The sequence below is a fragment of the Microcoleus sp. A006_D1 genome (genome assembly GCF_036702805.1).
In the GTDB taxonomy this organism is placed as follows: Bacteria; Cyanobacteriota; Cyanobacteriia; order Cyanobacteriales; family Microcoleaceae; genus Microcoleus.
In genome coordinates this window covers 39,259-62,314 of record NZ_JAUBVZ010000004.1, presented here as the reverse complement: position 1 = coordinate 62,314, position 23,056 = coordinate 39,259, and the positions used below count along the sequence as shown (strand labels likewise).

Here is a 23,056-nt window from a genome sequence, read left to right as displayed (position 1 = left end):
AATCCTGTAAGTTTGGAAACCTGTGTCTTCAGACCAGGGATGAAATACGACACGCCGCATTTATTTGGCGTTGATATTTGTCGCTACATGAAGGATACTCAAGACCGGGCGATCGATGCAAGAGACTTTTTTTGAAAGCATCGATCGACAAGCATCAGTTAAGAGTTAGGCATTGACGCGCTAGTTCTGTAACTTTTGCCAGTCGCCCGCCTTCTGTGCGGTAATCTGTGGGCTGTCAACTGAGCGCTTCAGTTTTCGAGACGCGAAGCCCCCGACTATTCGTCGGGAGTGGCTGACAGATTCAGAGAACCTCCAGAGAGAGTATGGTTTGGTCGTCTTCCTGAATGGGATTGTCAGCTCGGATGTAAGCTAACAAATTGTCCAAGTTGATGGAACCAGGCTCCTCAATCAAGAGTTGCCAAAGCCCCTCTTGTTGTAGCATAGAACGGGTTGGTTCGCCCCCTGCGATCGCCTCCGTAGTCACGCTAGCTTCAGTAATCCCGTCACTTGTCAGCAGAAATACATCTCCTGACTTTAAGTCGATCGCACCGGCTTTACCTTTCCAGACTGGTAGTATCCCCAAGGGAATGCCGCGAGCTTTCAGGAAATTCGGCTCTGCTGGCGTTGCACCGCTAGCGGTCTGAGCTTGCACTTCCGAGTGAGACCAAACAATCGGGTAAATGTGACCGGCATTAGCAAAAGCCAGGTGTCCCGTTGACGGAGTGTAACGAGCAACAACCATTGTAATAAAATGGTTGTTGCCGATCAGGTCGTCAGACATAGTGCTATTCATATTCTGCATAACTCGATCGGGCTCTGGAGAAACTTCTTGAGAAAGTTCCCGCCGCATCACCGAAATCGCGCTAGCCATAAATAGAGCAGCCGGAACACCTTTACCGGAAACATCACCCACCGCTATCCAAATATCCCCTTGGGAGTGGACGTAAACTTCAAAAAAGTCGCCGCCAACTGCCCGCGCGGGATAGCAACAAGCTTGCACCCTGACAGTTTCAAAATCCGGCCAACTTTGGCGCAACAAGTTTGTTTGGATTTGGCGGGCCACCTCCAACTCATTTTGCATCTGCTCGGCTAAATCCAGAGTGCGCTGGTAGAGCTTAGCTTGAGACAGGGCGAGAGCCGCTTGAGCCGCTACACCTTCTATTAACTCTATCTCTTCTCCCGACCAAGGGTTACTACCGCCAATCTGACACAGGGCTAGTATCCCCAGCAAGTCTTGCTGATAAGTCAGGGGCACAGCAATCTCAACCGAGTTACCGTCACCCCCACTGTTGGCGTTGACTTGAGTTTGGCGGCTGGCTACGGCTTGCACCAGCAAATTTTCGTCAAAATCAAAGCTGCTGGCTTCGGCGGTTTGGGCTTGGTAGGGGAAGGTACTGGGTAATAGTCGATCGGCCTCAACCGGCCGCAGCATACAATAGTTGGCCTCAAAAGTTTGACCTACGGTTTGAACAATAGTTTGTACCATACTAGAGTAATCTAGCGACCCGCGAATCACGCTCATCACCTCATTGAACAGAGATTCCTTGCGTAAAGCGCGGCGCAGTGCAACACTGCGCTGCTTGTAGTATTTGTAAGTATCTGACGCTTGATTGATAACTGATTTCAGTTCTTCAGGATTCCACGGTTTGGTGATGTACTTGAAAACTTGACCGGCGTTGATTGCTTCTACCAAGTCTTCAACATCTGTGTATCCCGTCAGCAGAATCCGAATCGTATCGGGAAAGCGCTCAACTGTTTTCCCCAAAAACTCGGTGCCGTTCATTTCTGGCATCCGCTGGTCAGATATAATCACCGCCATCTCGCCCTGTTCGTCTAGAACTTCCAGGGCGCTGAGGGCGCTATCTGCTTTGTAAACCTGAAAATCTCGTCGAAACGTCCGGTACAGCAAATCCAAGTTGTCGGGTTCGTCATCGACTACCATTAGTTTCAGCTTGCTTCCATCTCCCCGACTCATGCTATTCCCTTCCTAGGCGAATTAATCAGGTCTAAAACTAGCTTGTCAAGTACCCTTGGCGGATTCAGCGGAGCCGAATCTGCGTCAGGGCTTCGGGTTTCATCGGTAAGTGCCAGATTAGTGATACCACAAGGATATTGGGAACTGGCATCCGGTCGCGGCCTTACCAGACCTCGCCTTAGTTTGGGACTCGTCCTTTACTCCCCTTACTGCCGCATCAAGTTAATTTTTCTGCCAGTCTGAGCTTAGCAGAACGAGAGCGGGGATTTCTAGCTACTTCTTCGGATTGTGGCACGATCGGCTTTTTTGTGAGTACCTGCAAACAGTCTGTTGCTCTCAATTGGTGCTTAACGGGCCTGTCTTCGAGACTGTGAAAAGTAATAATTCCGATTCTACCACCGGGTTTCAACCATTTAGGCGCGACCTTGAGGAAAGTGTCTAAGGACGCTAGTTCCGAATTGACGGCTATCCTTAAAGCTTGGAAAGTGCGGGTGGCGGGATGGATTCTGCCGTTGCGCTGCTTGGGTGGGAAGCTGCTAGCGATCGCGCCTGCGAGTTCTGTAGTAGTTTCAAAAGGACGTTGTGCGACAATCCGCCTCGCGATGCGCCGCGACAGTCGCTCTTCTCCGTATTTGTAAATAATATCTGCCAGTTTAACTTCTTCCCAGTGATTGATAATCTCTTCTGCCGTCAAAGATTGCTGTTGGTTCATACGCATATCTAATTGAGCAGGGTGGCGAAAACTAAAGCCTCGTTCCGGTGTATCGAACTGAGCCGAGCTAACCCCCAAGTCTGCTATGATACCATCAAATTCGGCATCTGGGGACTGATATTCAGCAAAATTCCCGTGCCAAAACTCAACTGGCGCGTTGGCAAATCGGGCCCCGCAAAAACGGATGGCTTGTTCGTCGCGATCGATCGCCACCACAGTCACATCAGCCGCCGCCGCCAAAATCAAACCAGTATGTCCGCCGCCCCCAAGCGTCGCATCCAAATAGCGCCCGCCGGGACGCACACCTAAACCCGCAATTAATTCACTGGCCAAAACAGAAACGTGATAAGCCTCAATACTCACATCTGATGCAGGCGTATCCTTCTCAGACGGCTCGATATCCTTCATAATTTATAAGAACGAAACAAAAATCAACAATACACTGACTAATTACCCATCATTAATTATCAATTATGTCAAGAATTGAGACGAGAACCGAACCAATGGTGCTCAACATGGGGCCGCACCACCCATCCATGCACGGCGTACTCCGGTTAATTGTCACCCTGGACGGCGAAGATGTAGTGGACTGCGAGCCTGTTTTGGGCTATCTGCACCGCGGCATGGAAAAAATCGCCGAAAACCGCACCAACGTCATGTACGTGCCCTACGTGAGCCGCTGGGACTACGCTGCGGGGATGTTTAACGAAGCGGTAACAGTGAATGCACCGGAAAAGTTAGCCAATATTGCTGTCCCGAGACGGGCGAGTTACATTCGCGTCATCATGCTGGAGTTGAACCGGATTGCTAACCACTTGATGTGGGTAGGGCCGTTTTTGGCGGACGTGGGCGCGCAAACTCCCTTTTTCTACACTATGCGCGATCGCGAACCAATTCTCGACTTGTGGGAAGCAGCTACCGGCTACCGCATGGTGAACAACAACTATTTCCGCATCGGCGGAGTCGCAGCAGATTTACCCTACGGTTGGGTAGACAAGTGCCAAGATTTCTGCGATTACTTCCTGCCCAAAATTGACGAATACGAACGTTTAATTACCAACAATCCGATCTTCCGCCGCCGGATTGAAGGTTTGGGTACGATTTCTCGCGCCGAAGCGATTAACTGGGGACTATCCGGCCCAATGTTGCGCGGTTCCGGCGTGAATTGGGATTTGCGGAAAGTTGACCATTACGAATGTTACGATGACTTCGAGTGGGATGTTTGTACCGAAGCTGCTGGCGATTGTTTGGCCCGGTACTTAGTCCGAATTCGCGAGATGCGCGAGTCAGTTAAAATCCTCTATCAAGCCTTGAAAGGACTCCCCGGCGGCCCTTACGAAAACTTGGAAGCGAAGCGCTTAGAAAGCGGGCCAAAATCTGAGTGGAACAGTTTTGACTATCAGTTTATTGGCAAAAAAGTAGCGCCTACTTTCAAGATTCCCAAGGGCGAACATTACGTGCGTGTCGAAAGCGGCAAGGGTGAGTTGGGAATCTATATTGTCGGCGATGACAGCGTGTTTCCTTGGCGCTGGAAGATTCGGGCTGCGGATTTCAATAATTTGCAGATTTTACCCCACATCGTGCGCGGTGTAAAGATTGCGGATTTGGTGGCGATCCTGGGTAGTATCGATATTATCATGGGTTCGGTCGATCGCTAGAAGCAAAAGGGCGATCGCATTTTTTGGCTATTTGCTAAGGAGTGCGATCGCTGCTAGTTTGCAGGTGCGATCGGCTAATATAAATTATGGAAGTCCAACCAAAAGAAATTCAGCGTTATGTCACACCCGACGGCAAAATTCCTTTTACAGAATGGTTAAAATCTCTTCGGGATATCAAAGCTGAAGCCAAGATTCGCGGGAGACTAGAAAGAATTAAGCTCGGCAATTTGGGAGACTATCGTTCAGTGGGATCGGGTGTTTTTGAATTAAAAATTGATTGGGGCCCAGGCTACCGCGTCTATTTTGGGCAAATAGAGCAAACGATTGTTCTCATCCTCTGCGGTGGAGATAAAAGCACTCAAGATCGAGATATTCGTAAAGCTATTGAATATTGGATAGATTATGGGAGTCGAGACAATGCCTAAAAGTGTAAGTTACCAAGACGACTTGATTGAATTCCTGAAAAAACCTGAAGCGGCGGCGGCTTATATCGAGGCGATTTTGGAAGAAAAAAATGTAGAAGCTGAACTCTTGTCACTAGCACTTAGCAATTTGGTTGAGGCTCGCGGGGGCGTAATTCAGCTTTCAGATATAGCTAAGTTGCACTATGAAAAGTTAATAAATTTGCTCTCAAAAACAGGAGGAGATGAAGTTTATCTGTTGGTGGCGTTGCTGGATGCTTTGGGATTTCAGCTAAAAATAGGGGTTAAGTCTGATAGTTTAACATTCGAGGCTGAGGGTGCGATCGCAGCCGCAGAGCATCTTCCTACCGTCGCTCCCATACGGTGGCCATGAAACTGTCCAAAATGTTGTTTGAGTGGCGATCGTTTAACATATAGAGGTTCTGCGTAATTCCTGTATAGCAACAATCTTAAATTGCTGAACATCAATATTTCTCTCTTCTCTCTTCCTCTGTGTCCTCTGCGCCCTCTGCGGTTAAAAATATTTATTTCATAAATAAAATAACATCAACCTTAATTTAATTATGACAGTCCAGCAATCAAATATCAATGACAGTAACCCAGAACTCTGCGCTTTAATCAGCGAAAGAATTGCCGCAAGTCCACAGCAGCGCATAACCTTTGCGGAATACATGGATTTAGCATTATATCATCCGCAGCACGGTTACTATAATGGCGATCGCCCGAACATCGGCAAACAAGGCGATTTTATCACATCACCTCACTGGAGTGCTGATTTTGCCGAGGTTTTGGGCGAGCAATTTGTTGAAATGTGGCAAATTCTCGGCAAACCTCATGCTTTTGCGATCGTAGAAATGGGCGCGGGGCGGGGAACCTTTGCCGCGAATGTGCTGCAATACCTGCAACGAAAATATTCCGATTTATTTAAAACTTTAGAATACATTATTGTTGAAATTTCGCCTGTACTGCAAGCAGAACAGCAGCAAAAGTTAGCTGATTTTAAAATAGTCAAGTGGTGCAATTGGGATGAGATAGCTAATAACTCGATTGTCGGTTGCTTCTTTTCTAACGAGTTAGTAGATGCTTTGCCCGTCCATCAATTTATAGTGGAAAAAAGGCAAATTTGCGAGATTTACGTTGCCGCAGCCGAAGAACAAAACGAACAATCTGGAAGCAAGTTTATTGAAGTAGTAGGCGAACTTTCAAATCTTAAGATTGCCGAATATTTTGATTTAGTCGGAATAGATTTGTCGGCGAGTGTCTATGCGGATGGTTATCGCAGTGAAGTTAATTTAGCAGCTTTAGACTGGATTGGTACAGTTGCGGAAAAATTGCAGCGCGGTTATTTGTTAACAATCGATTACGGCCATCCCGCGCACCGCTATTACAATCCGAGGCGCACCGAGGGAACACTACAATGTTATTACCGCCACCGATATCACAGCAATCCTTATATTAATGTTGGGCGGCAGGATTTAACAGCCCATGCTGATTTTACGGCGCTGGAAAAACAAGGAGAATTGTGTGGTTTGGAGGTAATGGGTTTTACTCAGCAGGCTTTATTTTTAATGATGTTGGGTGTGGGCGATAGAATTGCTTCTCTGTCAACAAATGATGCACAAGTATTGGATTTGACAACATTTTTGCGCCGCCGGGAAGCTTTGCATCAATTGATAGATCCGATGGGTTTGGGAGGTTTTGGGGTTTTAGTACAGAGTAAGGGGTTGAAGGAGGATGAGAAAGGGGAAAAGCTTAAAGGTTTGAGAGTGCCTGATTAGTTACTTGCTTGACTTACGCACATTAATTACGCGCACTGACTCAGTGGCGGAAATTCCCATTTTCCAGAATATAAAGTAGATGGCAGCTTTAAACAATAAGCAGCAGGAATCACCTCAATTAACCACCAATTAAACATATCTCGTTGGGCCGCAGCAAAACCAGAAATGGCATCCCCAGTAATGGCATTGTACAGAATATCCAAGATGGCATTATAGGCTGTTTTGGTGTTGAGTGTTTGCAGCAAGCCGTAGAAGATGTTATAAGCTTCGTCAGTAGCTTGATATTTTCCAATTTTGTTGATATTAGGAAACAAGGTATCTGCCCAAGTTTCTGGGATTTCACAACCATCCTTCAGCCAACAAGATACAATTCCTTGAACGATATCAGCCTTGTGTTCTTCAGGAAAGTAATGTTTAATGGTCGGTTTAACTGCTAATGCTATTCCATAAGCCATATAGACGTATCGCTGATGGGATATTGCATCATTAGGCATCCCAAAGGCTGTCATCACTTCTGCAAAAGCTTCTTCTACATTGCACTTTCCACCTGTTTCGTATAAATCACGATACTTTCTGTCCCAAACCGTGTGAAGTGTTTGCTGTAATTGGTCTGGAATATCTGAGTTGCTGGGCAACTTAAAATCGCTGTAGTAGCCTATGTCAAACTCGCTCATTGACTTTTCCCTCGTTATAGTACCATTTATAAAAAATCTTGCTACAAAACAAGTGTTGAGTTTGTTTTTTGAACTATTAGACTTTTTGCACTCATTCCCAGACTATCTTGAAATTATCTGCGTTAATCTGCGTTGATTTGCCTTAAATCTGCGGTTGACTGGCTCTATCAAAGATTTATGCAATCTTGTTTATTTTGTAAGGTGCGTCGCTATGAGATTGTCGATGTTTTTTGGGATTTTTTATAGCGACGCACCATACAATTATACTTCTAATTCTGCGTGTTTTAATCGTTCCTGAATTGACATTCCCTGCAACTTTTCACTCATTTTATATAAATCAACTTTTGGATAATCACCCTGAAATAGCGGAATCAGAGACTCAACAACCGCAGCAATTCCCTGTGGCGGGACTGCATTGCCAATCTGCCTTCGCACTTCGGTAACAGAACCTTCAAATACAAAATCATCGGGAAAAGTTTGCAGTCTCGCCCTCTCCCGATTTGTCAATGCACGCGGTTCTGGATAATGATAACCCCAGGTTCCGCCACCTCCGCCAGCAATGATTGTAGATGATGGTTTATTGGGATGAATTCGCCGATAAACGTGACTGATCATGCCTTTTACGTAATAGGGACTGTCTTTGGGAATATCAGAAAAATTCCCTCCGGCTTTGATTCGATTCAAAATTTCGACGGTGCGATCGCGAATTTGATGATTTTGGTTATTTTCAATAACTCGATCGACATCTTGGAGTGCTTCGCCCGCTGTGCGATAAGGATTTTGGCGATTAGGGCCGTATTCTGCTTGAGGGTGCACGAAATCAAATCCTGTATCCATCCGAATGCCGACTAATAAGACTCTTTGCCGAAATTGCGGCACTCCGTAATCGGCAAAGTTGTAAAGTTTGGGTTTGACTAAATAACCTGGTGCGATACTTTCAAAGTCGGAAATTATTTGTTTTATTGCTTGATAATTATTGGCGCTTAATAAACCTTTGACATTTTCTGCTACAAAAGCTTTGGGCTTTTTTGTGTTGACAAAATCGAGAAAGTATGTATATAAATTGCCTCTGGTTCCTTCAAGTCCGGGGCGCTTCCAAATTAGGGAGAAATCTTGACAGGGGAAGCCTCCTATACATATTTCTGCTGCGGGAACTTGTGCAATGTTTATATTTTCTATGCTGTCGTTGATGATAACATCGGCAATGTTTCTGCTGAATGTTTTGCAGGCGTATTGATTGGAGTCGATCGCCCAAACTACATCAAACCCAGCTTTGTGAAATGGCAAATCCATGCCACCACAACCGGAAAACAAGGATATCAGTTGCGGTTTTGCTTTCCAGGTTACGTCTTTGAGGCGTTCGAGTGACATATTAGTTCGCAGTGGGACAATAGCCGGCTGAATGCCTGCAACACAAGAGTGTGATTATACCAAATAGTCGTCAGGTGTGCTGTGCAAAACCTACTAATAGTCGATCGCCTTTGATGTTTCACTCTTCGTCATCTAAGGTGATTCCAGCTTGACGCAATTTTTCTGCTAGTCTTTCAGCGCGGAGACTTTCGCGATCGCCCCGCAGCCGTTCTTGCTCAGCCCGCTCCTCCGACCATAACAATAACTCACCTTCGGCATTCCACCACCTCAACCAATAGCCAGTTCTAGATTCGTGGGTGCCTTCCCAAATACCCAAAAACAAGTTTAATCCAGGTATCCAAAAACGTCCGTTATTATCCGGTTCTTCCGCTTCATAACGCTGCGATCCTAAAGAATAAACCTCTAAATGAGCGGTATTCGCCCGAAAAATAACGTATCTCGGTACTTTGATAATTTGCTCATAAAAGAACCATTTACCCACTCGCTGCCTAAATTCAACCGAGTATTCTTCCCCATATGTTGCTGATAGGAATTCGATCACAATTTGGGGGATAGTTCCTTCGGTATGCGGTGTGTAACTGCGGCGGACTTGCGAGACATTTTGAGGATTGACGGGTTTCACGTACATCCAATCGGGTGCTTTGCAAATAGTCTGCGGTTCGTCGTTGGTGGAGGATGGGAAACTAATTCCCGCACACAAGGCAAAATTAGAAACTATTAAGGCATCCTCCACTAATTCAGGAAGCGCGGTTAGAGGTTGGCGCAATGCTGCGGCTATTAAGGGTTGGGTTTCGTCTTCCACTGGGTCGTCCGGTAGTTGAAAGTCGTCTGGTAGTAAGGGCCAGGTTACGATTAGTTTAGTGGCAGAAGGGTTTTTAGTTGCTGCTAACATAGTTTATCAGATGTTATATGGGTTTAATTTTTAATTATACCTTTTTGTTTTTGGGATTAATGTTAATTGCGAGGCGGAGCCAAAGCATCGGCGTTACCAGGCTGAGCCTGGTAACGAGAGGATTTTCTTCAGTCCGCGTCGGCGGACTTTGTTTGTGTAGACGCGGTTTCAACCGCCGTGTTATCTTTGATCTTCTGTTTTAGCTCGGCTGTCATGGCTAGCAGTTCCGATTGGCCGATCGCACTTTGTTCACCACTCGCCAACCACTTCAATTGTACAGTCTCATTTTCCGCTTCCGCATCACCCAAAACCAAACACGCAACTGCACCGCTTCTGTCAGCTCTTTTAAACTGTTTCCCGAAAGCACTGCCGCTCAAATCTATCTCTACACTAAAGCCAGCACTCCGCAATTTTTGAGCTAACAATACCGATTGCTGTTCGGCTTTATCGCCCCTGGATACCAAATAGAAATCCAACTGCGGAACGGGCAAAGGTTGCAACTTTTGCAGCAGGATAATCAACCGTTCAACACCCATAGCCCAACCGACTGCCGCCGTATCTGGCCCGCCCAATTCCTTGACTAAACCATCGTATCTGCCACCACCACAAACTGTTGCTTGCGCCCCCAAATCGTCGGAGATAATTTCAAAGGCGGTGTAGGTATAGTAATCTAAACCGCGCACTAATCTGGGATTTAACTGATAGCTAATTCCTAAATTTGTGAGCATAAGCTGCACTCGCTCAAAGTGCGATCGCGATTCGTCACCCAAATATTCTAAAATACTCGGCGCACCAGCTACAATTTCTTGAGTGCGCTGATTTTTGCTGTCCAAAATTCGCAGCGGATTGCGAGTCAAGCGGTCTTGGGAATCTGCATCTAATTCGGATTTGAACGGTGTAAAATAATCGATTAAGGCTTGGCGATAATTTTGCCTGTCTTCCTTATTTCCGACAGAGTTAATATCGAGTCGCAAATTCTTTAAACCGAGAGTTTGCAGGATATCGCAGGCGATCGCAATTACCTCCACATCCGCACGGGGATTCGCACTCCCCAAGACTTCCACGCCAATTTGATTGAATTGGCGCTGTCTGCCTTCTTGGGCGCGTTCGTAGCGAAACATCGGCCCCGCATACCACAGACGCTGCACGTCTCCCGCCGCGTACAAACTGTTTTGAATAAAAGCTCGGACTACTCCGGCAGTGCCTTCTGGACGCAAAGTAGTCGATCGATCGCCCTTATCTTTAAAAGTGTACATTTCTTTGCCGACAACATCGGTAGCTTCGCCGATGCCGCGTTCAAATAAAGATGTTTGTTCAAAAATTGGCGTGCGAATTTCTCGATAAGCCGCTTTTTTCAAAATTGTTCTAGCGACTGCTTCTATATTTTGCCAATATTGAATTTCAGCGGGCAAAATATCCCGCGTTCCCGGTAAAGTTTTAATTGCACTCATTTTGTTAGTCAGTTGTCATTAGTCAGTTGTAAGTTGTAGTTGTCAACAGTTAACAATTACCTATGCCCTATGCCCTATGCCCTATGCCCTATGCCCTATGCCCAATGCCCAATGCCCAATAACTAATGACTTAATAATTCCCAAGCTCCATAACGATCGCCATAATAAGCTAAAATGCGATCGACTCGCTCGCGGCAGGCCAAATCGAACCCTTCAGGATACTGAATCCACAAGCCCCCAACTTGGCTGTCGTTGTAATCAAACCGCTGCGACTGCTGCGGAATTAAACCAGTTTCCACCCCTTCAACTTGACGCAAATGGGCTGCCACTTCGCGATACACCGCCAGCGGCAATCCAGGGCATTGAATTTGATAGCGGAGTTGTTTTTCTTGTGCCGTTTGCATCATTACTTTGCCTGTCCCCAACCAGAACCCCTATTTAAGATACTTCTTTATCGATCGGCCCTGGTAGAGGGCAGCAGTTAATATTGTCCATACATACTTTCCCCCACTGCAAAGCCCAGCGCACCAGCGTAACTCGATTGTCAGCCCGCGTCTTGTTCAAGATATTGCTAATGTGGTTGTCAACAGTACGCTTGCTAATCTCTAACTTTTCAGCGATTTTCTCATTGGTCAATCCCGCGGCTACTAACTCTACCACCTGCAATTCTCTGTCCGACAGGGTGACAGGGATCCCAGAGACGCTCCCGCTCATAAATTTTTCCTATGTGTGCATATTTACCTATCTACAATTCTAAAGGATGACGGATAGAGTATGAAGAAAAAATTAAATCTGCTGCTGCTCCGGTTTCGGACACGCGAGCACCAACTTGCTTGCAGAATCGCTGCTGAGTGCAAAAGAAGGCGCCGACACCGCAAGACGCGCAGACACTTGCACTCAAGAGCGCCTGGGGTGGCGGATGTTCCCTTGACGCGCGCGCATCTGACATCCGCGCCAAAAAACCCGCAGGTGTTTGCACGTAAAACTACTGGTACGCGCGTACTGCACTTGTGCGTTGAGGGGTAACTGCCAGTATCAGTAAGTCTGATATTATAGGAGCAGCCATTAAAAAATAGCTGGCAATTTTTCTGGGATGGGTTAAAAATAATTATTGACTTGTCTGCTGCTGGTCTAAAATCTAAAATCTAAAATCTAAAATTGATATGACTTATCCTCGCGTTCTGTGTCTGGGTGAAATTTTATTTGATTGTTTAGCAGACAAACCAGGAGTATCTCTAGAAGAGGTAGAATCTTGGACAGCGTATCCCGGCGGCGCTCCTGCAAATGTTGCCTGTGCTTTGGCTAAATTGGGCACGGCGGCGGCATTTATCGGTGCTGTTGGTGGGGATGAGTTGGGGAATTCCCTCGTGCAGGTATTGCAAGAAGCAGGGGTTGATACCGCTGGAGTGCAGCGCCATCCGAGTGCGCCGACGCGGCAAGTTTATGTGTTGCGGAATGAAGCGGGCGATCGAGCTTTTGCCGGTTTTGGTAAAATGGATACTGCGGATTTTGCCGACACCCGCCTCCAGGCTGCCCAAATACCGGAAGTTTTGTTTGAAAATGCCGAGTTTTTAGTGCTCGGCACTTTAGAATTAGCTTATCCTGAAAGTCGAGAGGCTGTAGAAAGAGCGATCGAACTAGCAGAACGTTACGACGTTAAAATTATAGTTGACATCAATTGGCGTCCGGTGTTTTGGCAAAATCCAGACGATGCAAAAGCGCACATTAGAAAACTCTTAAAAAAAGTAGATTTTCTCAAGTTATCTGACGAAGAAGCCGAATGGTTGTTTGGAACTACCGACGCTGGAGCTATTACGTACCGTCTCGATTGCGTCGAAGGCGTTTTGGTGACGGCGGGCGATAAAGGTTGCTCCTATTGTATGTCGGAAAATGAAGGAAAAATCCCCGCTTTTGCAGTAGATGTTGAGGATACAACAGGTGCCGGCGACGGGTTTGTCGCTGGTTTTGTGCGGCAGTTGTGCAAGCAGGGAATTAAGAATTTAGCAGATCCAGAAATAACCAAAAAAATTGTAACTTATGCGAGCGCGGTGGGTGCGATGATAGCGATGAAACCCGGAGCAATTACCGCTCAACCAACCGCCGCTGAAGTAGAAGCTTTCTTGTATTTGTACAAAAATTAGAACGCAAAACCTTTCTAGGTTCGATCGTTCGGACTTGAGTCCTCAAAGTGCAAATAAACATTACATGGGCAGAGGACGGGTTTTGCATTCATCAACTCGCTTAGATCAGAGATATAATGCTAAACCCGCCCCTAAAAGATACTATTGTTTTTTTGTGCTTAGGATCGCGAATTAAATAATTTACACAAGTTTGTGGGATGGGCGTCCCGCCCGTTCAGAAAGGACGGGCGGGACGCCCATCCCACAAGAACCATCAAATTGTAAGTTATTTAATTCTCATTCCTTACCTACTTACAAACTGGTTTTATTGTGGGAATTAATCGCACATCAAATGATTTATAATTTGGCATATAATTACCTCTACCGTTGGGGAAGCATCTACAATTATTGCATCTTTTGGTTCTTCGAGAGTGTCTAACTGACTTGACAACAAGTCTGCTTTCATGTAGTGATTTTCTCGATTTTTTAGCCTGGCTGCGAATAGCTCAAAATTACCTTTGAGATAAACTATTTTCATCCGCTGCTTGTCTCGGTACAGCATTTCGCGGTAAGATGCTTTTAAGGCAGAACAAGCTAACACGACATTTTTATTTTCCAACAGCCACCTGTCTATTGTAGCTTGCAATTGCAACAGCCAAGGCAGGCGATCGGCATCTTCTAAAGGAATCCCCTTACTCATTTTCTCGATGTTTGCTGACGGGTGAAAATCGTCGGCATCGCTGAAATCCCAATTGAGAGATTCCGCTAGCAACTTGCCAACAGTAGTTTTTCCCGAACCGGAGACTCCCATAACAATTACAATCATCGCGCCTATAGCAGAAGGAAGAAGGAAGAAAATTAAGCAGTCCTGGACGCACGGCTGGTCATAAACCGGGTTTCTTCGTAGATATATCGTTGAGAATCTGAGATTTTTCAGAGAAACCCGGTTTATGAGGGTAAGTCCTATTAAGGTTTTTAGTAATTAATGATTTCCCAACTATCTTGGCGGTTGCTATATTTACCAAATATAGGCAATTTCATTTAGTTGTGCGATCGCAAAACCGAAGATTTGCGCAGCGTGCACCCTACATTCATCTCGTAGGGTGCGCGCTGCACACCTGAAATCAGCTACTTTCTAACGCAGGAATTCGCGCGGATCGGTGACGTACCCAGTTAGCGCGGAAGCCGCAGCCGTGTAAGGCGAAGCGAGATAAACTTGCGCTTCTTTATTCCCCATCCGGCCGGGGAAATTGCGGTTAGTTGTAGACACGCAAATTTCCGGTTCGTTCATCCGCCCAAAAGTGTCTTTCGGGCCGCCCAAACAAGCGGCGCAAGAAGGCGCTGCGGGTTCGATGCAGCCTGCTGCTAAGAAGATTTCCGACAGCGTTTGACCGTCGTATTTGGTGACAAACAAATCTTCGTAAACTTTCTGAGTTGCTGGTACTAAATATGTCGGAACTTTGACTTGATTTCCTTTGAGAATGCGGGCGGCATTCAAAAAGTCGGAGGTTTTGCCGCCGGTGCAGGAACCGATGTAAACTCGATCGATCTTGACATCGCGGCAATTGCGGGCCAAGTCGCGGTTGTCGGGAGAGTGGGGTTTGGCGACGACTGGTTCTAATTTGCTGACATCGTAGGTGCGATCGCTATAAAATGTAGCATCCGGATCGGTGTAAAATGCTTCAAACGGCACATTAGTACGAGGATTAACGTAATCAAAGGTGGTTTTGTCCGCAGCCACCGTGCCATTTTTGCCACCAGCTTCAATCACCATATTGCACAGCGTCATCCGTTCTTCCATCGTCAAACGATCGACTGTATCGCCCGCAAATTCCATCGTCCGATAGTTAGCACCGGCAACGCTAATATCACCAATAATCTGCAAAATCAAGTCTTTTGCTAACAAATAATCTGGCAGTTCGCCGTTGAGCACAAACCGCATGGTTGCGGGAACTTTGATTAAGAGTTTGCCGGTTCCCATGATAAAAGCAGCGTCTGTATTGCCGATACCGGTGGCGAATTGTCCGAAAGCGCCGGCATTGCAGGTGTGGGAATCTGTGCCAAACAGCACTTCGCCCGGCCTGGTGTGCCCTTCTTGGGCTAGGGCGATGTGGCAGACTCCTTTGTAGTCGGGATTTGCTTTGAAGTCCGATCGATCTGTGATGTCGTAAAAGTATTTTATCCCTTGTTCCTTGGCAAAATCGCGGAGAATATCGACGTTGCGGTTAGCGCGTTCGTCGTTGGTGAAAATATAGTGGTCAGGAATTAAGACAATGCTGTCGGGATTCCAGACTTTAGCATTCTCGCCGAATTCGCGTTTGAAAACGCCGATGGTGCCGGGGCCGCAGACATCGTGGGTCATCAACACGTCTGTTTCTACCCAAATGTTTTCTCCGGGCTCGACTTTAGTGCGGCCTGATGCTTTGGCTAAGATTTTTTCGGTCAGGGTCATTCCCATAGTTCGATCGCTCTTTTAATTAGATGCTACAAGTGTATTGCCATTGTACGAAACATCGGCTGATACTGACAGCTAATTTATCAAGTAAACATTTTCTCCCATCTCAAATCGAATATTCTCTTTTCTCAAATCGATTGACTGTCACATTCTTTTTAGCCGATCGCAAATCTATACAATAGCCTATACAGCCCTTAACACAAAAATAAAAATTTTGCAAGTCACTCGATTATGTGACTGGTAACTAACAGCTAGTGAGTGTTATTAGTTAGTGATTACTTAAAAAAAGCAACTTAAATCAGGGACTGTCAAAAAATCTCAGAGTGCATTTCTACAGTTGTAGACCTCAACAAGAGTGAAATCAGCGAGATAGCCGCACCGTAACGGTATCTAGTTTCGCCATTTTCACGCCAATATGCCAATGGAGATACTTCCCATGAATTCACAGAAACAAAAGCGTCAGCGCACAGTTATTTTAACATCTCAAGGTTTTGATAACGTCCCAGCAGCAAAAGCTGAGGCCGAAAGTTACGAAAATTCGCACTCAGATTATACTCTCGAAGTCTTGAGCGATCGCACAAGCTCAGATCCAGATACTTTAACTAAGGTAGCAGTCAAGCAAATCCTCGATCGGGTAGGGGCGATAGTTGTAGAGATTGCAGGGCAGGTGCAATTCATGACTCAACGTGCAGAAGAACTTTTGAGCCAGTATTTTTTACCCCATATCCCATATTCATTACCAGAATCCTTACAACATTGGTTCAAAAATCAGATTTCGCGACTTACGTTCAACAGCAATGTTCCATCTCGCTGTTTACCCTTGCACATTCAACAAGCAGGAAAACAGTTGATCGTCCGGCTGATTACCGATCCCATCAAAGAGCAATATGTCTTGCTATTGGAGGAAGAAGAACTGCAATCTTTCTCTATTTCTGCTCTGGAATTGCTAGGGCTCACCAAACGCGAGGCGGAGGTTTTATTCTGGATTGCCAAAGATAAAAGCAATGCAGCAATCGCTAAAGCGATCGGTTGCAGTGAAGGAACAGTGCGAAAACATCTAGAGCATCTTTACGGGAAACTAAGCGTACAAACCCGGACGGCTGCTGTGATGGTTGCTCTGGAAAAATTGGGGTTGTTCAACGGGGAATTTGTTGCAATATCTTCATAATCCTATACGCAGATCGTCGTATTGTTGCCCGAGTTTATTTGGAAGACTATTAGATCAAACGCTGTTATCTAGCGTTCGATCGCAGCTCGAAAAAAAAGCAAAAAATACGGCAACTCACGAGCGATTTTAGTTTGATTCAAACGTACTTTACGTTTTAAGGAGATGACATGGATTCCATTAAATTGCAAGCAGCAATCGAGCTAGCGGGTGCCTCCTGGCAAGCTGGCGAAACGAGCATGACTCAGCTTTCAGATGCCGAAAAGCAACTGCGACTTGGTTATACGCCGGGGCCTAACGAACCGTCCTTTGAAGAACAAGAGCAGATTGCCAAGATCAATCAGGAAGTCTTTAAGTCGGCACAGATTAAAGGCGAGACTGCTGGCTTTCCCGCCAGCTTCGATATGCGGACAGGTGGATTTGTTACACCAATCAAAGACCAAGGTTCTTGCGGTTCTTGTGTGGCGTTTGGTACTGTGGCAACGATCGAAACCACCATTCGCCGCATTCGCAATAATCCGGCGCTGGCGATCGATTTATCCGAAGCTCACTTGTTCTACTGCTATGCCCGCGCTCTAGGACGTAACTGCGGGAACGGTTGGTGGGTGCCACCCTCAATGGATTCTGCCAAAACAGGACTCGCCATCGAAGCTTCTTACCCTTACACCGCAGCCGATCAAAATTGCAGCAACCTCGCAAGTAACTGGCAAAGTAGCGCCGTTAAAATTAGCGGGTGGCATGAGATTAAATCGAGCGCAGATATGAAGGAATGGCTTTCCACTCGCGGCGCGTTGGTAGCTTGCTTCACTGTTTACACAGATTTCTACGCTTACAAAAGCGGCATTTATCGCATGGTTAGTGGCAAGGTTGAGGGTGGTCATTGTGTCTCGATCGTGGGTTACAACGACACCGAAGGCTATTGGATTGCAAAAAATAGCTGGGGACAGAACTTTGGTGAGAATGGCTTTTTCCGCATCGCTTACGGGCAGTGCGGGATTGACTCCAGTATGTTCGCGGTGGATGGCATCGTTGAAACCGGCTGGTTGTCAAATGTGAAAATTCTCGGACTCTGGACAAACAATGCCGATCGCAATGCTTATGTCTATGTCAGCGAAGGCATCGGCTGGAGAAAACTCTCTGATGCTAGCGATGAAACAAACCTGGATATGTTGATTCAGCTTGCTGCGTCTAAAGCCGCCGATCGTGCAGTCAGCCTCTATCAAGAGAACGGGATCATCAAAGAAATTTACGCCTGGTAAAAAACAGCGGACTTGAGACGATCGTCCAAAATCCCAAGTCCAACAATTAACGATACGCTTCTAGAGATTAAGGAACAACCATGACTTATTCCAGCAATCGGGCCGGTTCACCTGATGAGGCTTGTCTGCCTTGTCAGGCGATCGCACAACCCTTCAACCCCAATACTAAGGAGATAAAAATGGAAGCCTACCCCACCCAAGAACCTCCCGTTCAAACTGCGAAGCAAACCGCAAGTCAAGAAGACCGTCCCACCTTCGATCCCCCCGCTCAAAATGCTGTTAGTCAAGGCAACACAGCTTGGCAAACTGATAAAAAGGTACTGGGACTGTGGACAAACAGCTCAACTCGTAACGCTTATATGTATGTGGATCAGATTGGTTGGCGCAAATTTGCCGATAACTCTGACTCTGCGATCGTTGCCTTCAACGTCATCGCAGCCCATGCTAAAGTTTTAGCTAAACCCGTCCAATACTATGAAGAAGCCGACAACAAAGTATCCACCCTTTACGTTTGGTAAACCTTGATTGTCGCCGAGTCTCCAAGTTTATGCCGCGCTGCACTCAAAGATTTTGCATCGAGTCTGTTGGCGGTTGATGGGTCAACTTCAAGGTTCACCATGCAACCATCAACCGCCCCACCAGCAAATTGCGATTCTAGCGTGACTAAACTTGGCGATTGCTCTTTCTTTTGTCCATAAATATGTTTTTAGCCTTAATCCTTTCGACGTATTTAGTATCTTGTACCCCCCAGTCTCCTAGCATTGCTCCAAATACTCGCATAACATCTCTTGCACAATCTGCCGCACAGCCGAAACAGCAGTCTATACAGCAGCCTCAATCACCCCATACATCACAATCTATGTCTGAAGTAACTTTATCTCAAGCCGATAGTGGCACAGTTTTAACCCTCAAGCGCGGACAGACACTCATACTTCGTTTAGACGAAAATTCAACAACAGGCTACCGCTGGTCTCTGCCCGCCTTAGATACAGAAGTTTTACAATTCAAAAGTGACGACATTAATCTGCCTAGTAATACAGGGATAGGTGGTGGCGGGCAGCGCGTGTTCACCTTTGAAGCAAACAATCCCGGTCAAGTAAAATTACAACTAAAAAACTTGCGTGATTGGGTTGGTGAGGAATCAACCATTGAGCAATTTCAAGTCACTGTTCAAGTCTCCGAACTCTGACGATCTTGCCAAAGACTTTGAACTACCCGCTAGTATTTTAGTGGCAGGCAAAATCCACATTGGGAATTGAGAGTGCAAGAATCTCAGGAATTTGCACAGCGGTTTCAATCATTTAACAGTGAATAAGAGGTATTTTATGTCTGAACAACCTAGTTTTCCCATTCCAGAAAATGCCCGAGCAGATGAAACGACAGGGCGTTACATTATTACTTTCCGCGAAGATGCAGTGACAGAAGGATTAGATATTCTGAGCGATCGAGCTGGCATCAGGGGGCTGGCAAACGCTGCCGATTTCCCGGAGTCGGCTCTAGACTTGAGCCAACTCGAAGCCACAGAGGGAGCAGTCTTTCCCACTCTCGGGGTGGCCGTCGTCTCCTTAGAGGAAGGGGCACTCAGCAACATCATGACCTCAGCTGCAGAGGATTCTGCTATTTTGGCGATCGAACCAGAGCGCATTTTCTATGCCATTGACGATGGGTTGTCGGCTGAGTACCTGGAGGGCTATCGCGATGCGGTGAATCACCTGTACAAGAAAGGGACTAATCCAGAGGCAGCAGGATTCGATCCTCAAAAATGTTTTGCTGATGATATCGCGTCTACTTGGGGTCTGAAGGCAACGAAGGCGATCGACTCTCAGTTGACTGGTAAAGGAATGAAAGTTGCCGTGCTGGATACGGGCATGGATTTATTGCATCCGGATTTCGCAGGCCGATCGATCGTATCGCAGTCCTTCGTGCCTGGGGAGGAGGTACAAGATGGGCACAGTCATGGCACGCACTGCATTGGAACAGCGTGCGGATTCAAGGATATCAACGGCCGCAGGTACGGGATTGCTTACGAATCGACCATTTATGTGGGTAAAGTGTTGAGCAATGCTGGTAGTGGCAGTAGTGGCTGGATTCTCGCGGGGATGGAATGGGCGATCGCCAACGGGTGTCAAGTCATCTCCATGTCCCTCGGAAACACCGATCCAAAACCGTCTCCTGCCTACGAAACTGTCGGCCGTCGGGCACTCCAAAATCGGTGTCTGATCGTGGCCGCCGCAGGTAACCACCGAAAAACGGCTGCTCCCGGTACTGTCGGCCAACCAGCCAATAGCCCGTCGATTATGGCTGTTGCAGCTCTCGATAGCTGTCTCCAAGTGGCTGACTTCTCGTGTAAATCTGGCGGATATCCAGGCGCTAAAGTTGATATCGCCGCTCCAGGAGTGAAAGTATACTCATCAGTGCCTATGAATAAAGGGCGTTATGCTGCCTTCAATGGCACTAGCATGGCGACACCTCACATAGCGGGGCTCGCTGCCCTGTATGCCCAATCGACTGGTAAACGAGGTTCTCAACTTTGGCAATTGCTAACTTCCCATGCTATGGCGCTACCATTACCAAATAATCGTGTTGGAAGTGGGTTGCTGCAAGCTCCGTAATCACCGTTGCGAGCGATCGCAACGGTAGAGATCCCCCTAAATCCCCCTTAAAAAGGGGGACTTTCTAGTTCCCCCCTTTTTAAGGGGGGCTAGGGGGGATCAAGATTTCAAAGTTCAAATGCGTAATCACCGTTGCGAGCGATCGCAACGGCAGAAGTTCCTGTGGGTAGAAGGTGGTGAAAGTGCGATCGCAAACCTCCTTCTACAAACACAATTCACTCTCATTGAACGATACAGTAGGGACAATAGCTCAATGGATTTAGCCCAAAGGAGGCTGAATATGTCTGATGAACAAGTAGAGCGCATCATAGTGACTGTTGACGACCAACACTTATCGGTAATTCAATCTGTTGTCACTGCCTTAGAGTCGGCGGGAATGAAAGTCGATGGGGTGCTACCTGTGACTGGCATCATTACTGGAGAAGTTTCTCAGTCGAAACTAGAAGGACTAAAGAGTGTAACGGGCGTTGCTAGTGTCGAGCTTGATGCAGAAATGAAGGCAATTTAAACCAATCATTTAGGGGTTGGTAAATCCATTTTTGCTAACCCTAAATACCGCACACCTTCGGGAGTTACGTCAAACCGGCAAGGCAAAACCTCTACACCTTCACTGATGGCCTGTCTGAACAATTCTCCGTAAAGGCGATCGGCACTATCCCCCGGAGCAAAATCAGTACAATCCCCGCGATTAATAAAATACAGCATTACAGCCCTCGAACCCTGCCGCACCACCTCGATCAATTCTCTCAAATGTTTCTGTCCTCTCTCCGTCACTGTATCAGGAAATAGAGCTAATGTATCTTTGACCCAAGTTGTATTTTTAACTTCCAGAAAAATAGGTTTTTCCTCACCAGTCAGCCAGAAATCAACTCTACTTTTTTGATCTTTCCCATAAACAACTTCCGGCTTAATCAAACTGTAATTGCCCAACTCTGGAAATAATCGCAATTCCAAAGCTAGCTTAATTACTCGATTTGGCAGACCCGTATTAACTCCCACCCAAGTTGGCACAGTGTCGCAAACTTTAATTAATTCCCAAGTATAAGCTAACTTGCGTTTAGGATTGTCGCTGCGAGATACGAACACTGGATTACCGGGAAGATAAACACCGATCATTGGGCCAGTATTCGGACAATGTGCCGTGATAATTTCTCCCGAATCTAGTTCGATTTCTGCAAAAAATCGCTTGTACCGCTTGATTAAAATGCCGGCTAAAAGAGGGGGATATTTGTAAAGTAAGTCAGTCATTCGATTTTAGATTTTAACTTTTAGACTTTAGATTGAGGCATCATAGCATGAAACGACGGTTGGTAGTTTAGCTAGGCTTACTTATTCATTCATTCTTTGTTTCATATCCTTTGCAGCTAAAGTATAACCTCCATCAGCACCGTCTATAAAATGCACTTGTTGGCCGCCGCGTTCAAACACCAAACAAGTCATCAACGCCCTGTCCGAAACGTGCAAACCGTAAACCAGCTTGCCTTCTCGGTAATTCCTTTCCAAGTACCCCGTCAATTTTTTTCGCCGCCACTCATTGCCAGAAATTACCATTCTCAACATATCATCAAATTTGCGGTAATCCGTAGCTGCGATCGCCATATCTTTATAAACTCCCCAATCTAACTCTTCTGTCTTAACCTTCAAATTCATTAGCAGCGAACCAAGCCCCGTCTCTAACTGTATTTTTGATAAATATAGCTGGCGGTCTAACCAACTAGCATTGCTCGCCCTAACTAGAGTTTCTTTAATCAGCTTTGCGCTATTCAATGTCAATTTAAGATTTTTACGAGCGATAGGATTTAAACAATCTTCCTTGCCGTAAATGTATTGGATTTTTTTTAAAATATTTCTATAAAATTGATGACTCTGTTGACCAAAATCCGATCGCACCATTACCAGCAGCGTTACTATTTCCCCATACGTGCTGGGAATATCCTGCCATCGGCACTCCAATCCCGAAAAATCGGCTGTTGCAGAAATGCCATTATTTTTAATACTGTAAATATTACCAGCCGCCGGATCTTTAATAAGTTCAGTAGCACGGGTTAAGCCGCCGCCGATAAAAACAGCTTGGCTGTAATTCTCCGAAACTTTAAACTTAGCTATTTTTACCGAATAATTAGCGGCTACCACAACTTTAACAGGCACAACCCCAACTCGCAAATCCATGTCAAATTCAGTCTTAGCCAGTTGTTGAGTGGCCAGCAAAGCAATCTTAGCAGCGGGTAAAAGCGATGGCCCAATTAACAGAGAAGCGCCGTCGCCGCCAAACACAAACGGAATCTCAGTTGGGCCTGCTACATTCAAAACAGCAACGATCGAACAAGCCCCCAATAAGTTAACTTCTTTGTATTTTCCAGCTTCAATCGCTTTTGTAGAACCGCGAATATCTGTGACAACAATGTACCAATCATCAGGTACGTCACAAAAATTACCGAGATCGGTAATCTTGAGAAAATTGTCCAGCAAAGGTAATTGGGAATAGAAATTTTCTGAATTCATGTTATCATTT

23 protein-coding genes are annotated in these 23,056 nt (G+C 46.2%); 11 read left to right on the top strand and 12 right to left on the bottom strand.

The genetic code is table 11. The features are described 5' to 3' along the window. Positions 1-301 precede the first annotated feature (301 nt). A complete protein-coding gene (locus QUB68_RS08560) occupies positions 302-1,975 on the bottom strand; it encodes a SpoIIE family protein phosphatase (RefSeq protein ID WP_332991292.1) in 1,674 nt (557 codons plus the stop codon). A gap of 217 nt (positions 1,976-2,192) precedes the next feature. Continuing rightward, positions 2,193-3,095 carry a 16S rRNA (cytosine(1402)-N(4))-methyltransferase RsmH gene (gene rsmH, locus QUB68_RS08555; RefSeq protein ID WP_332991291.1) on the bottom strand — a complete coding sequence of 301 codons (903 nt, stop codon included), beginning with the start codon at positions 3,093-3,095 and terminating at the stop codon, positions 2,193-2,195. A 65-nt stretch (positions 3,096-3,160) separates the two neighbouring features. On the opposite strand from rsmH, the gene QUB68_RS08550 reads away from it, so the two are divergent. From QUB68_RS08550 to QUB68_RS08535, 4 genes are all read left to right on the top strand, one after another. Further along, the gene (locus QUB68_RS08550; protein WP_332991290.1) at positions 3,161-4,345 is read left to right on the top strand and encodes an NAD(P)H-quinone oxidoreductase subunit H; all 1,185 of its coding nucleotides are present in this window, start codon (positions 3,161-3,163) and stop codon (positions 4,343-4,345) included. An 86-nt stretch (positions 4,346-4,431) separates the two neighbouring features. Further along, positions 4,432-4,770: a type II toxin-antitoxin system RelE/ParE family toxin gene (locus QUB68_RS08545; protein WP_332991287.1), complete on the top strand. Its 339-nt coding sequence runs from the start codon at positions 4,432-4,434 to the stop codon at positions 4,768-4,770. After that, entirely contained in the window at positions 4,763-5,140 is a 378-nt protein-coding gene (locus QUB68_RS08540; protein ID WP_332991285.1) for a helix-turn-helix domain-containing transcriptional regulator, read from the top strand. The genes QUB68_RS08545 and QUB68_RS08540 overlap by 8 nt, the downstream gene beginning before the upstream one ends. Before the next feature lie 190 nt (positions 5,141-5,330). Further along, positions 5,331-6,545: a class I SAM-dependent methyltransferase gene (locus tag QUB68_RS08535; RefSeq protein ID WP_332991284.1), complete on the top strand. Its 1,215-nt coding sequence runs from the start codon at positions 5,331-5,333 to the stop codon at positions 6,543-6,545. Positions 6,546-6,571: 26 nt separating this feature from the next. Here the strand turns inward: QUB68_RS08535 and QUB68_RS08530 are convergent, their stop codons facing one another. The 6 genes from QUB68_RS08530 to QUB68_RS08505 all read right to left on the bottom strand — a co-directional run bounded on the left by QUB68_RS08530 (position 6,572) and on the right by QUB68_RS08505 (position 11,647). Continuing rightward, positions 6,572-7,219, bottom strand: a complete 648-nt coding sequence (locus QUB68_RS08530) for a hypothetical protein (RefSeq protein WP_332991282.1) — start codon at positions 7,217-7,219, stop codon at positions 6,572-6,574. Positions 7,220-7,480: 261 nt separating this feature from the next. Continuing rightward, positions 7,481-8,590, bottom strand: coding sequence for a DNA cytosine methyltransferase (locus tag QUB68_RS08525; RefSeq protein ID WP_332991280.1), 1,110 nt, complete (start codon positions 8,588-8,590; stop codon positions 7,481-7,483). A 118-nt stretch (positions 8,591-8,708) separates the two neighbouring features. Beyond that, positions 8,709-9,482 (bottom strand): Uma2 family endonuclease, encoded by a 774-nt coding sequence (locus tag QUB68_RS08520; protein ID WP_332991278.1) that lies wholly within the window; start codon positions 9,480-9,482, stop codon positions 8,709-8,711. 128 nt (positions 9,483-9,610) lie between these two features. Further along, positions 9,611-10,933 carry a histidine--tRNA ligase gene (hisS, locus tag QUB68_RS08515; RefSeq protein WP_332991275.1) on the bottom strand — a complete coding sequence of 441 codons (1,323 nt, stop codon included), beginning with the start codon at positions 10,931-10,933 and terminating at the stop codon, positions 9,611-9,613. Between the two features lie 122 nt (positions 10,934-11,055). Further along, positions 11,056-11,337: a hypothetical protein gene (locus QUB68_RS08510; RefSeq protein ID WP_332991929.1), complete on the bottom strand. Its 282-nt coding sequence runs from the start codon at positions 11,335-11,337 to the stop codon at positions 11,056-11,058. Positions 11,338-11,371: 34 nt separating this feature from the next. Then, positions 11,372-11,647 (bottom strand): helix-turn-helix domain-containing protein, encoded by a 276-nt coding sequence (locus tag QUB68_RS08505; protein ID WP_332991273.1) that lies wholly within the window; start codon positions 11,645-11,647, stop codon positions 11,372-11,374. Between the two features lie 449 nt (positions 11,648-12,096). On the opposite strand from QUB68_RS08505, the gene QUB68_RS08500 reads away from it, so the two are divergent. Next, positions 12,097-13,074, top strand: a complete 978-nt coding sequence (locus QUB68_RS08500; protein ID WP_332991271.1) for a carbohydrate kinase family protein — start codon at positions 12,097-12,099, stop codon at positions 13,072-13,074. Positions 13,075-13,390: 316 nt separating this feature from the next. On the opposite strand, the gene QUB68_RS08495 is transcribed toward QUB68_RS08500, so the two are convergent. Then, positions 13,391-13,879 (bottom strand): gluconokinase, encoded by a 489-nt coding sequence (locus QUB68_RS08495; protein WP_332991268.1) that lies wholly within the window; start codon positions 13,877-13,879, stop codon positions 13,391-13,393. A 309-nt stretch (positions 13,880-14,188) separates the two neighbouring features. Further along, the gene (locus QUB68_RS08490) at positions 14,189-15,511 is read right to left on the bottom strand and encodes a 3-isopropylmalate dehydratase large subunit (RefSeq protein ID WP_332991266.1); all 1,323 of its coding nucleotides are present in this window, start codon (positions 15,509-15,511) and stop codon (positions 14,189-14,191) included. A 433-nt stretch (positions 15,512-15,944) separates the two neighbouring features. Between QUB68_RS08490 and QUB68_RS08485 the strand changes: the two genes are divergently transcribed. The 6 genes from QUB68_RS08485 (at position 15,945) to QUB68_RS08460 (ending at position 21,052) form a co-directional block, all read left to right on the top strand. Next, positions 15,945-16,676 (top strand): response regulator transcription factor, encoded by a 732-nt coding sequence (locus QUB68_RS08485; RefSeq protein WP_332991264.1) that lies wholly within the window; start codon positions 15,945-15,947, stop codon positions 16,674-16,676. 167 nt (positions 16,677-16,843) lie between these two features. Beyond that, a complete protein-coding gene (locus QUB68_RS08480) occupies positions 16,844-17,932 on the top strand; it encodes a C1 family peptidase (RefSeq protein ID WP_332991262.1) in 1,089 nt (362 codons plus the stop codon). Positions 17,933-18,012: 80 nt separating this feature from the next. Beyond that, on the top strand, positions 18,013-18,450 hold the full coding sequence (locus tag QUB68_RS08475; protein ID WP_332991260.1) for a hypothetical protein: 438 nt from the start codon (positions 18,013-18,015) through the stop codon (positions 18,448-18,450). A gap of 341 nt (positions 18,451-18,791) precedes the next feature. Beyond that, positions 18,792-19,121 (top strand): protease inhibitor I42 family protein, encoded by a 330-nt coding sequence (locus QUB68_RS08470; protein WP_332991258.1) that lies wholly within the window; start codon positions 18,792-18,794, stop codon positions 19,119-19,121. A gap of 136 nt (positions 19,122-19,257) precedes the next feature. Then, positions 19,258-20,544 carry a S8 family serine peptidase gene (locus QUB68_RS08465; protein WP_332991256.1) on the top strand — a complete coding sequence of 429 codons (1,287 nt, stop codon included), beginning with the start codon at positions 19,258-19,260 and terminating at the stop codon, positions 20,542-20,544. 280 nt (positions 20,545-20,824) lie between these two features. Next, positions 20,825-21,052: a hypothetical protein gene (locus tag QUB68_RS08460; RefSeq protein WP_332991254.1), complete on the top strand. Its 228-nt coding sequence runs from the start codon at positions 20,825-20,827 to the stop codon at positions 21,050-21,052. A 5-nt stretch (positions 21,053-21,057) separates the two neighbouring features. On the opposite strand, the gene sfsA is transcribed toward QUB68_RS08460, so the two are convergent. Then, the gene (sfsA, locus tag QUB68_RS08455; protein WP_332991252.1) at positions 21,058-21,792 is read right to left on the bottom strand and encodes a DNA/RNA nuclease SfsA; all 735 of its coding nucleotides are present in this window, start codon (positions 21,790-21,792) and stop codon (positions 21,058-21,060) included. Positions 21,793-21,873: 81 nt separating this feature from the next. Continuing rightward, complete coding sequence (locus tag QUB68_RS08450; protein ID WP_332991249.1) at positions 21,874-23,046, bottom strand: DUF3095 domain-containing protein; 1,173 nt, start codon at positions 23,044-23,046, stop codon at positions 21,874-21,876. Positions 23,047-23,056: the final 10 nt, after the last annotated feature.

Bases quoted from the DNA above. Each gene is read 5' to 3' on its own strand.
- sfsA (WP_332991252.1), bottom strand. From the start codon at position 21,792: ATGACTGACTTACTTTACAAATATCCCCCTCTTTTAGCCGGCATTTTA.
- QUB68_RS08490 (WP_332991266.1), bottom strand. From the start codon at position 15,511: ATGGGAATGACCCTGACCGAAAAAATCTTAGCCAAAGCATCAGGCCGC.
- QUB68_RS08520 (WP_332991278.1), bottom strand. From the start codon at position 9,482: ATGTTAGCAGCAACTAAAAACCCTTCTGCCACTAAACTAATCGTAACC.
- QUB68_RS08525 (WP_332991280.1), bottom strand. From the start codon at position 8,590: ATGTCACTCGAACGCCTCAAAGACGTAACCTGGAAAGCAAAACCGCAA.
- QUB68_RS08535 (WP_332991284.1), top strand. From the start codon at position 5,331: ATGACAGTCCAGCAATCAAATATCAATGACAGTAACCCAGAACTCTGC.
- QUB68_RS08485 (WP_332991264.1), top strand. From the start codon at position 15,945: ATGAATTCACAGAAACAAAAGCGTCAGCGCACAGTTATTTTAACATCT.
- QUB68_RS08530 (WP_332991282.1), bottom strand. From the start codon at position 7,219: ATGAGCGAGTTTGACATAGGCTACTACAGCGATTTTAAGTTGCCCAGC.
- QUB68_RS08470 (WP_332991258.1), top strand. From the start codon at position 18,792: ATGTCTGAAGTAACTTTATCTCAAGCCGATAGTGGCACAGTTTTAACC.
- QUB68_RS08450 (WP_332991249.1), bottom strand. From the start codon at position 23,046: ATGAATTCAGAAAATTTCTATTCCCAATTACCTTTGCTGGACAATTTT.
- QUB68_RS08460 (WP_332991254.1), top strand. From the start codon at position 20,825: ATGTCTGATGAACAAGTAGAGCGCATCATAGTGACTGTTGACGACCAA.
- QUB68_RS08540 (WP_332991285.1), top strand. From the start codon at position 4,763: ATGCCTAAAAGTGTAAGTTACCAAGACGACTTGATTGAATTCCTGAAA.
- QUB68_RS08510 (WP_332991929.1), bottom strand. From the start codon at position 11,337: ATGCAAACGGCACAAGAAAAACAACTCCGCTATCAAATTCAATGCCCT.
- QUB68_RS08500 (WP_332991271.1), top strand. From the start codon at position 12,097: ATGACTTATCCTCGCGTTCTGTGTCTGGGTGAAATTTTATTTGATTGT.
- rsmH (WP_332991291.1), bottom strand. From the start codon at position 3,095: ATGAAGGATATCGAGCCGTCTGAGAAGGATACGCCTGCATCAGATGTG.
- QUB68_RS08550 (WP_332991290.1), top strand. From the start codon at position 3,161: ATGTCAAGAATTGAGACGAGAACCGAACCAATGGTGCTCAACATGGGG.
- QUB68_RS08560 (WP_332991292.1), bottom strand. From the start codon at position 1,975: ATGAGTCGGGGAGATGGAAGCAAGCTGAAACTAATGGTAGTCGATGAC.
- QUB68_RS08475 (WP_332991260.1), top strand. From the start codon at position 18,013: ATGACTTATTCCAGCAATCGGGCCGGTTCACCTGATGAGGCTTGTCTG.
- QUB68_RS08495 (WP_332991268.1), bottom strand. From the start codon at position 13,879: ATGATTGTAATTGTTATGGGAGTCTCCGGTTCGGGAAAAACTACTGTT.
- hisS (WP_332991275.1), bottom strand. From the start codon at position 10,933: ATGAGTGCAATTAAAACTTTACCGGGAACGCGGGATATTTTGCCCGCT.
- QUB68_RS08465 (WP_332991256.1), top strand. From the start codon at position 19,258: ATGTCTGAACAACCTAGTTTTCCCATTCCAGAAAATGCCCGAGCAGAT.
- QUB68_RS08480 (WP_332991262.1), top strand. From the start codon at position 16,844: ATGGATTCCATTAAATTGCAAGCAGCAATCGAGCTAGCGGGTGCCTCC.
- QUB68_RS08505 (WP_332991273.1), bottom strand. From the start codon at position 11,647: ATGAGCGGGAGCGTCTCTGGGATCCCTGTCACCCTGTCGGACAGAGAA.
- QUB68_RS08545 (WP_332991287.1), top strand. From the start codon at position 4,432: ATGGAAGTCCAACCAAAAGAAATTCAGCGTTATGTCACACCCGACGGC.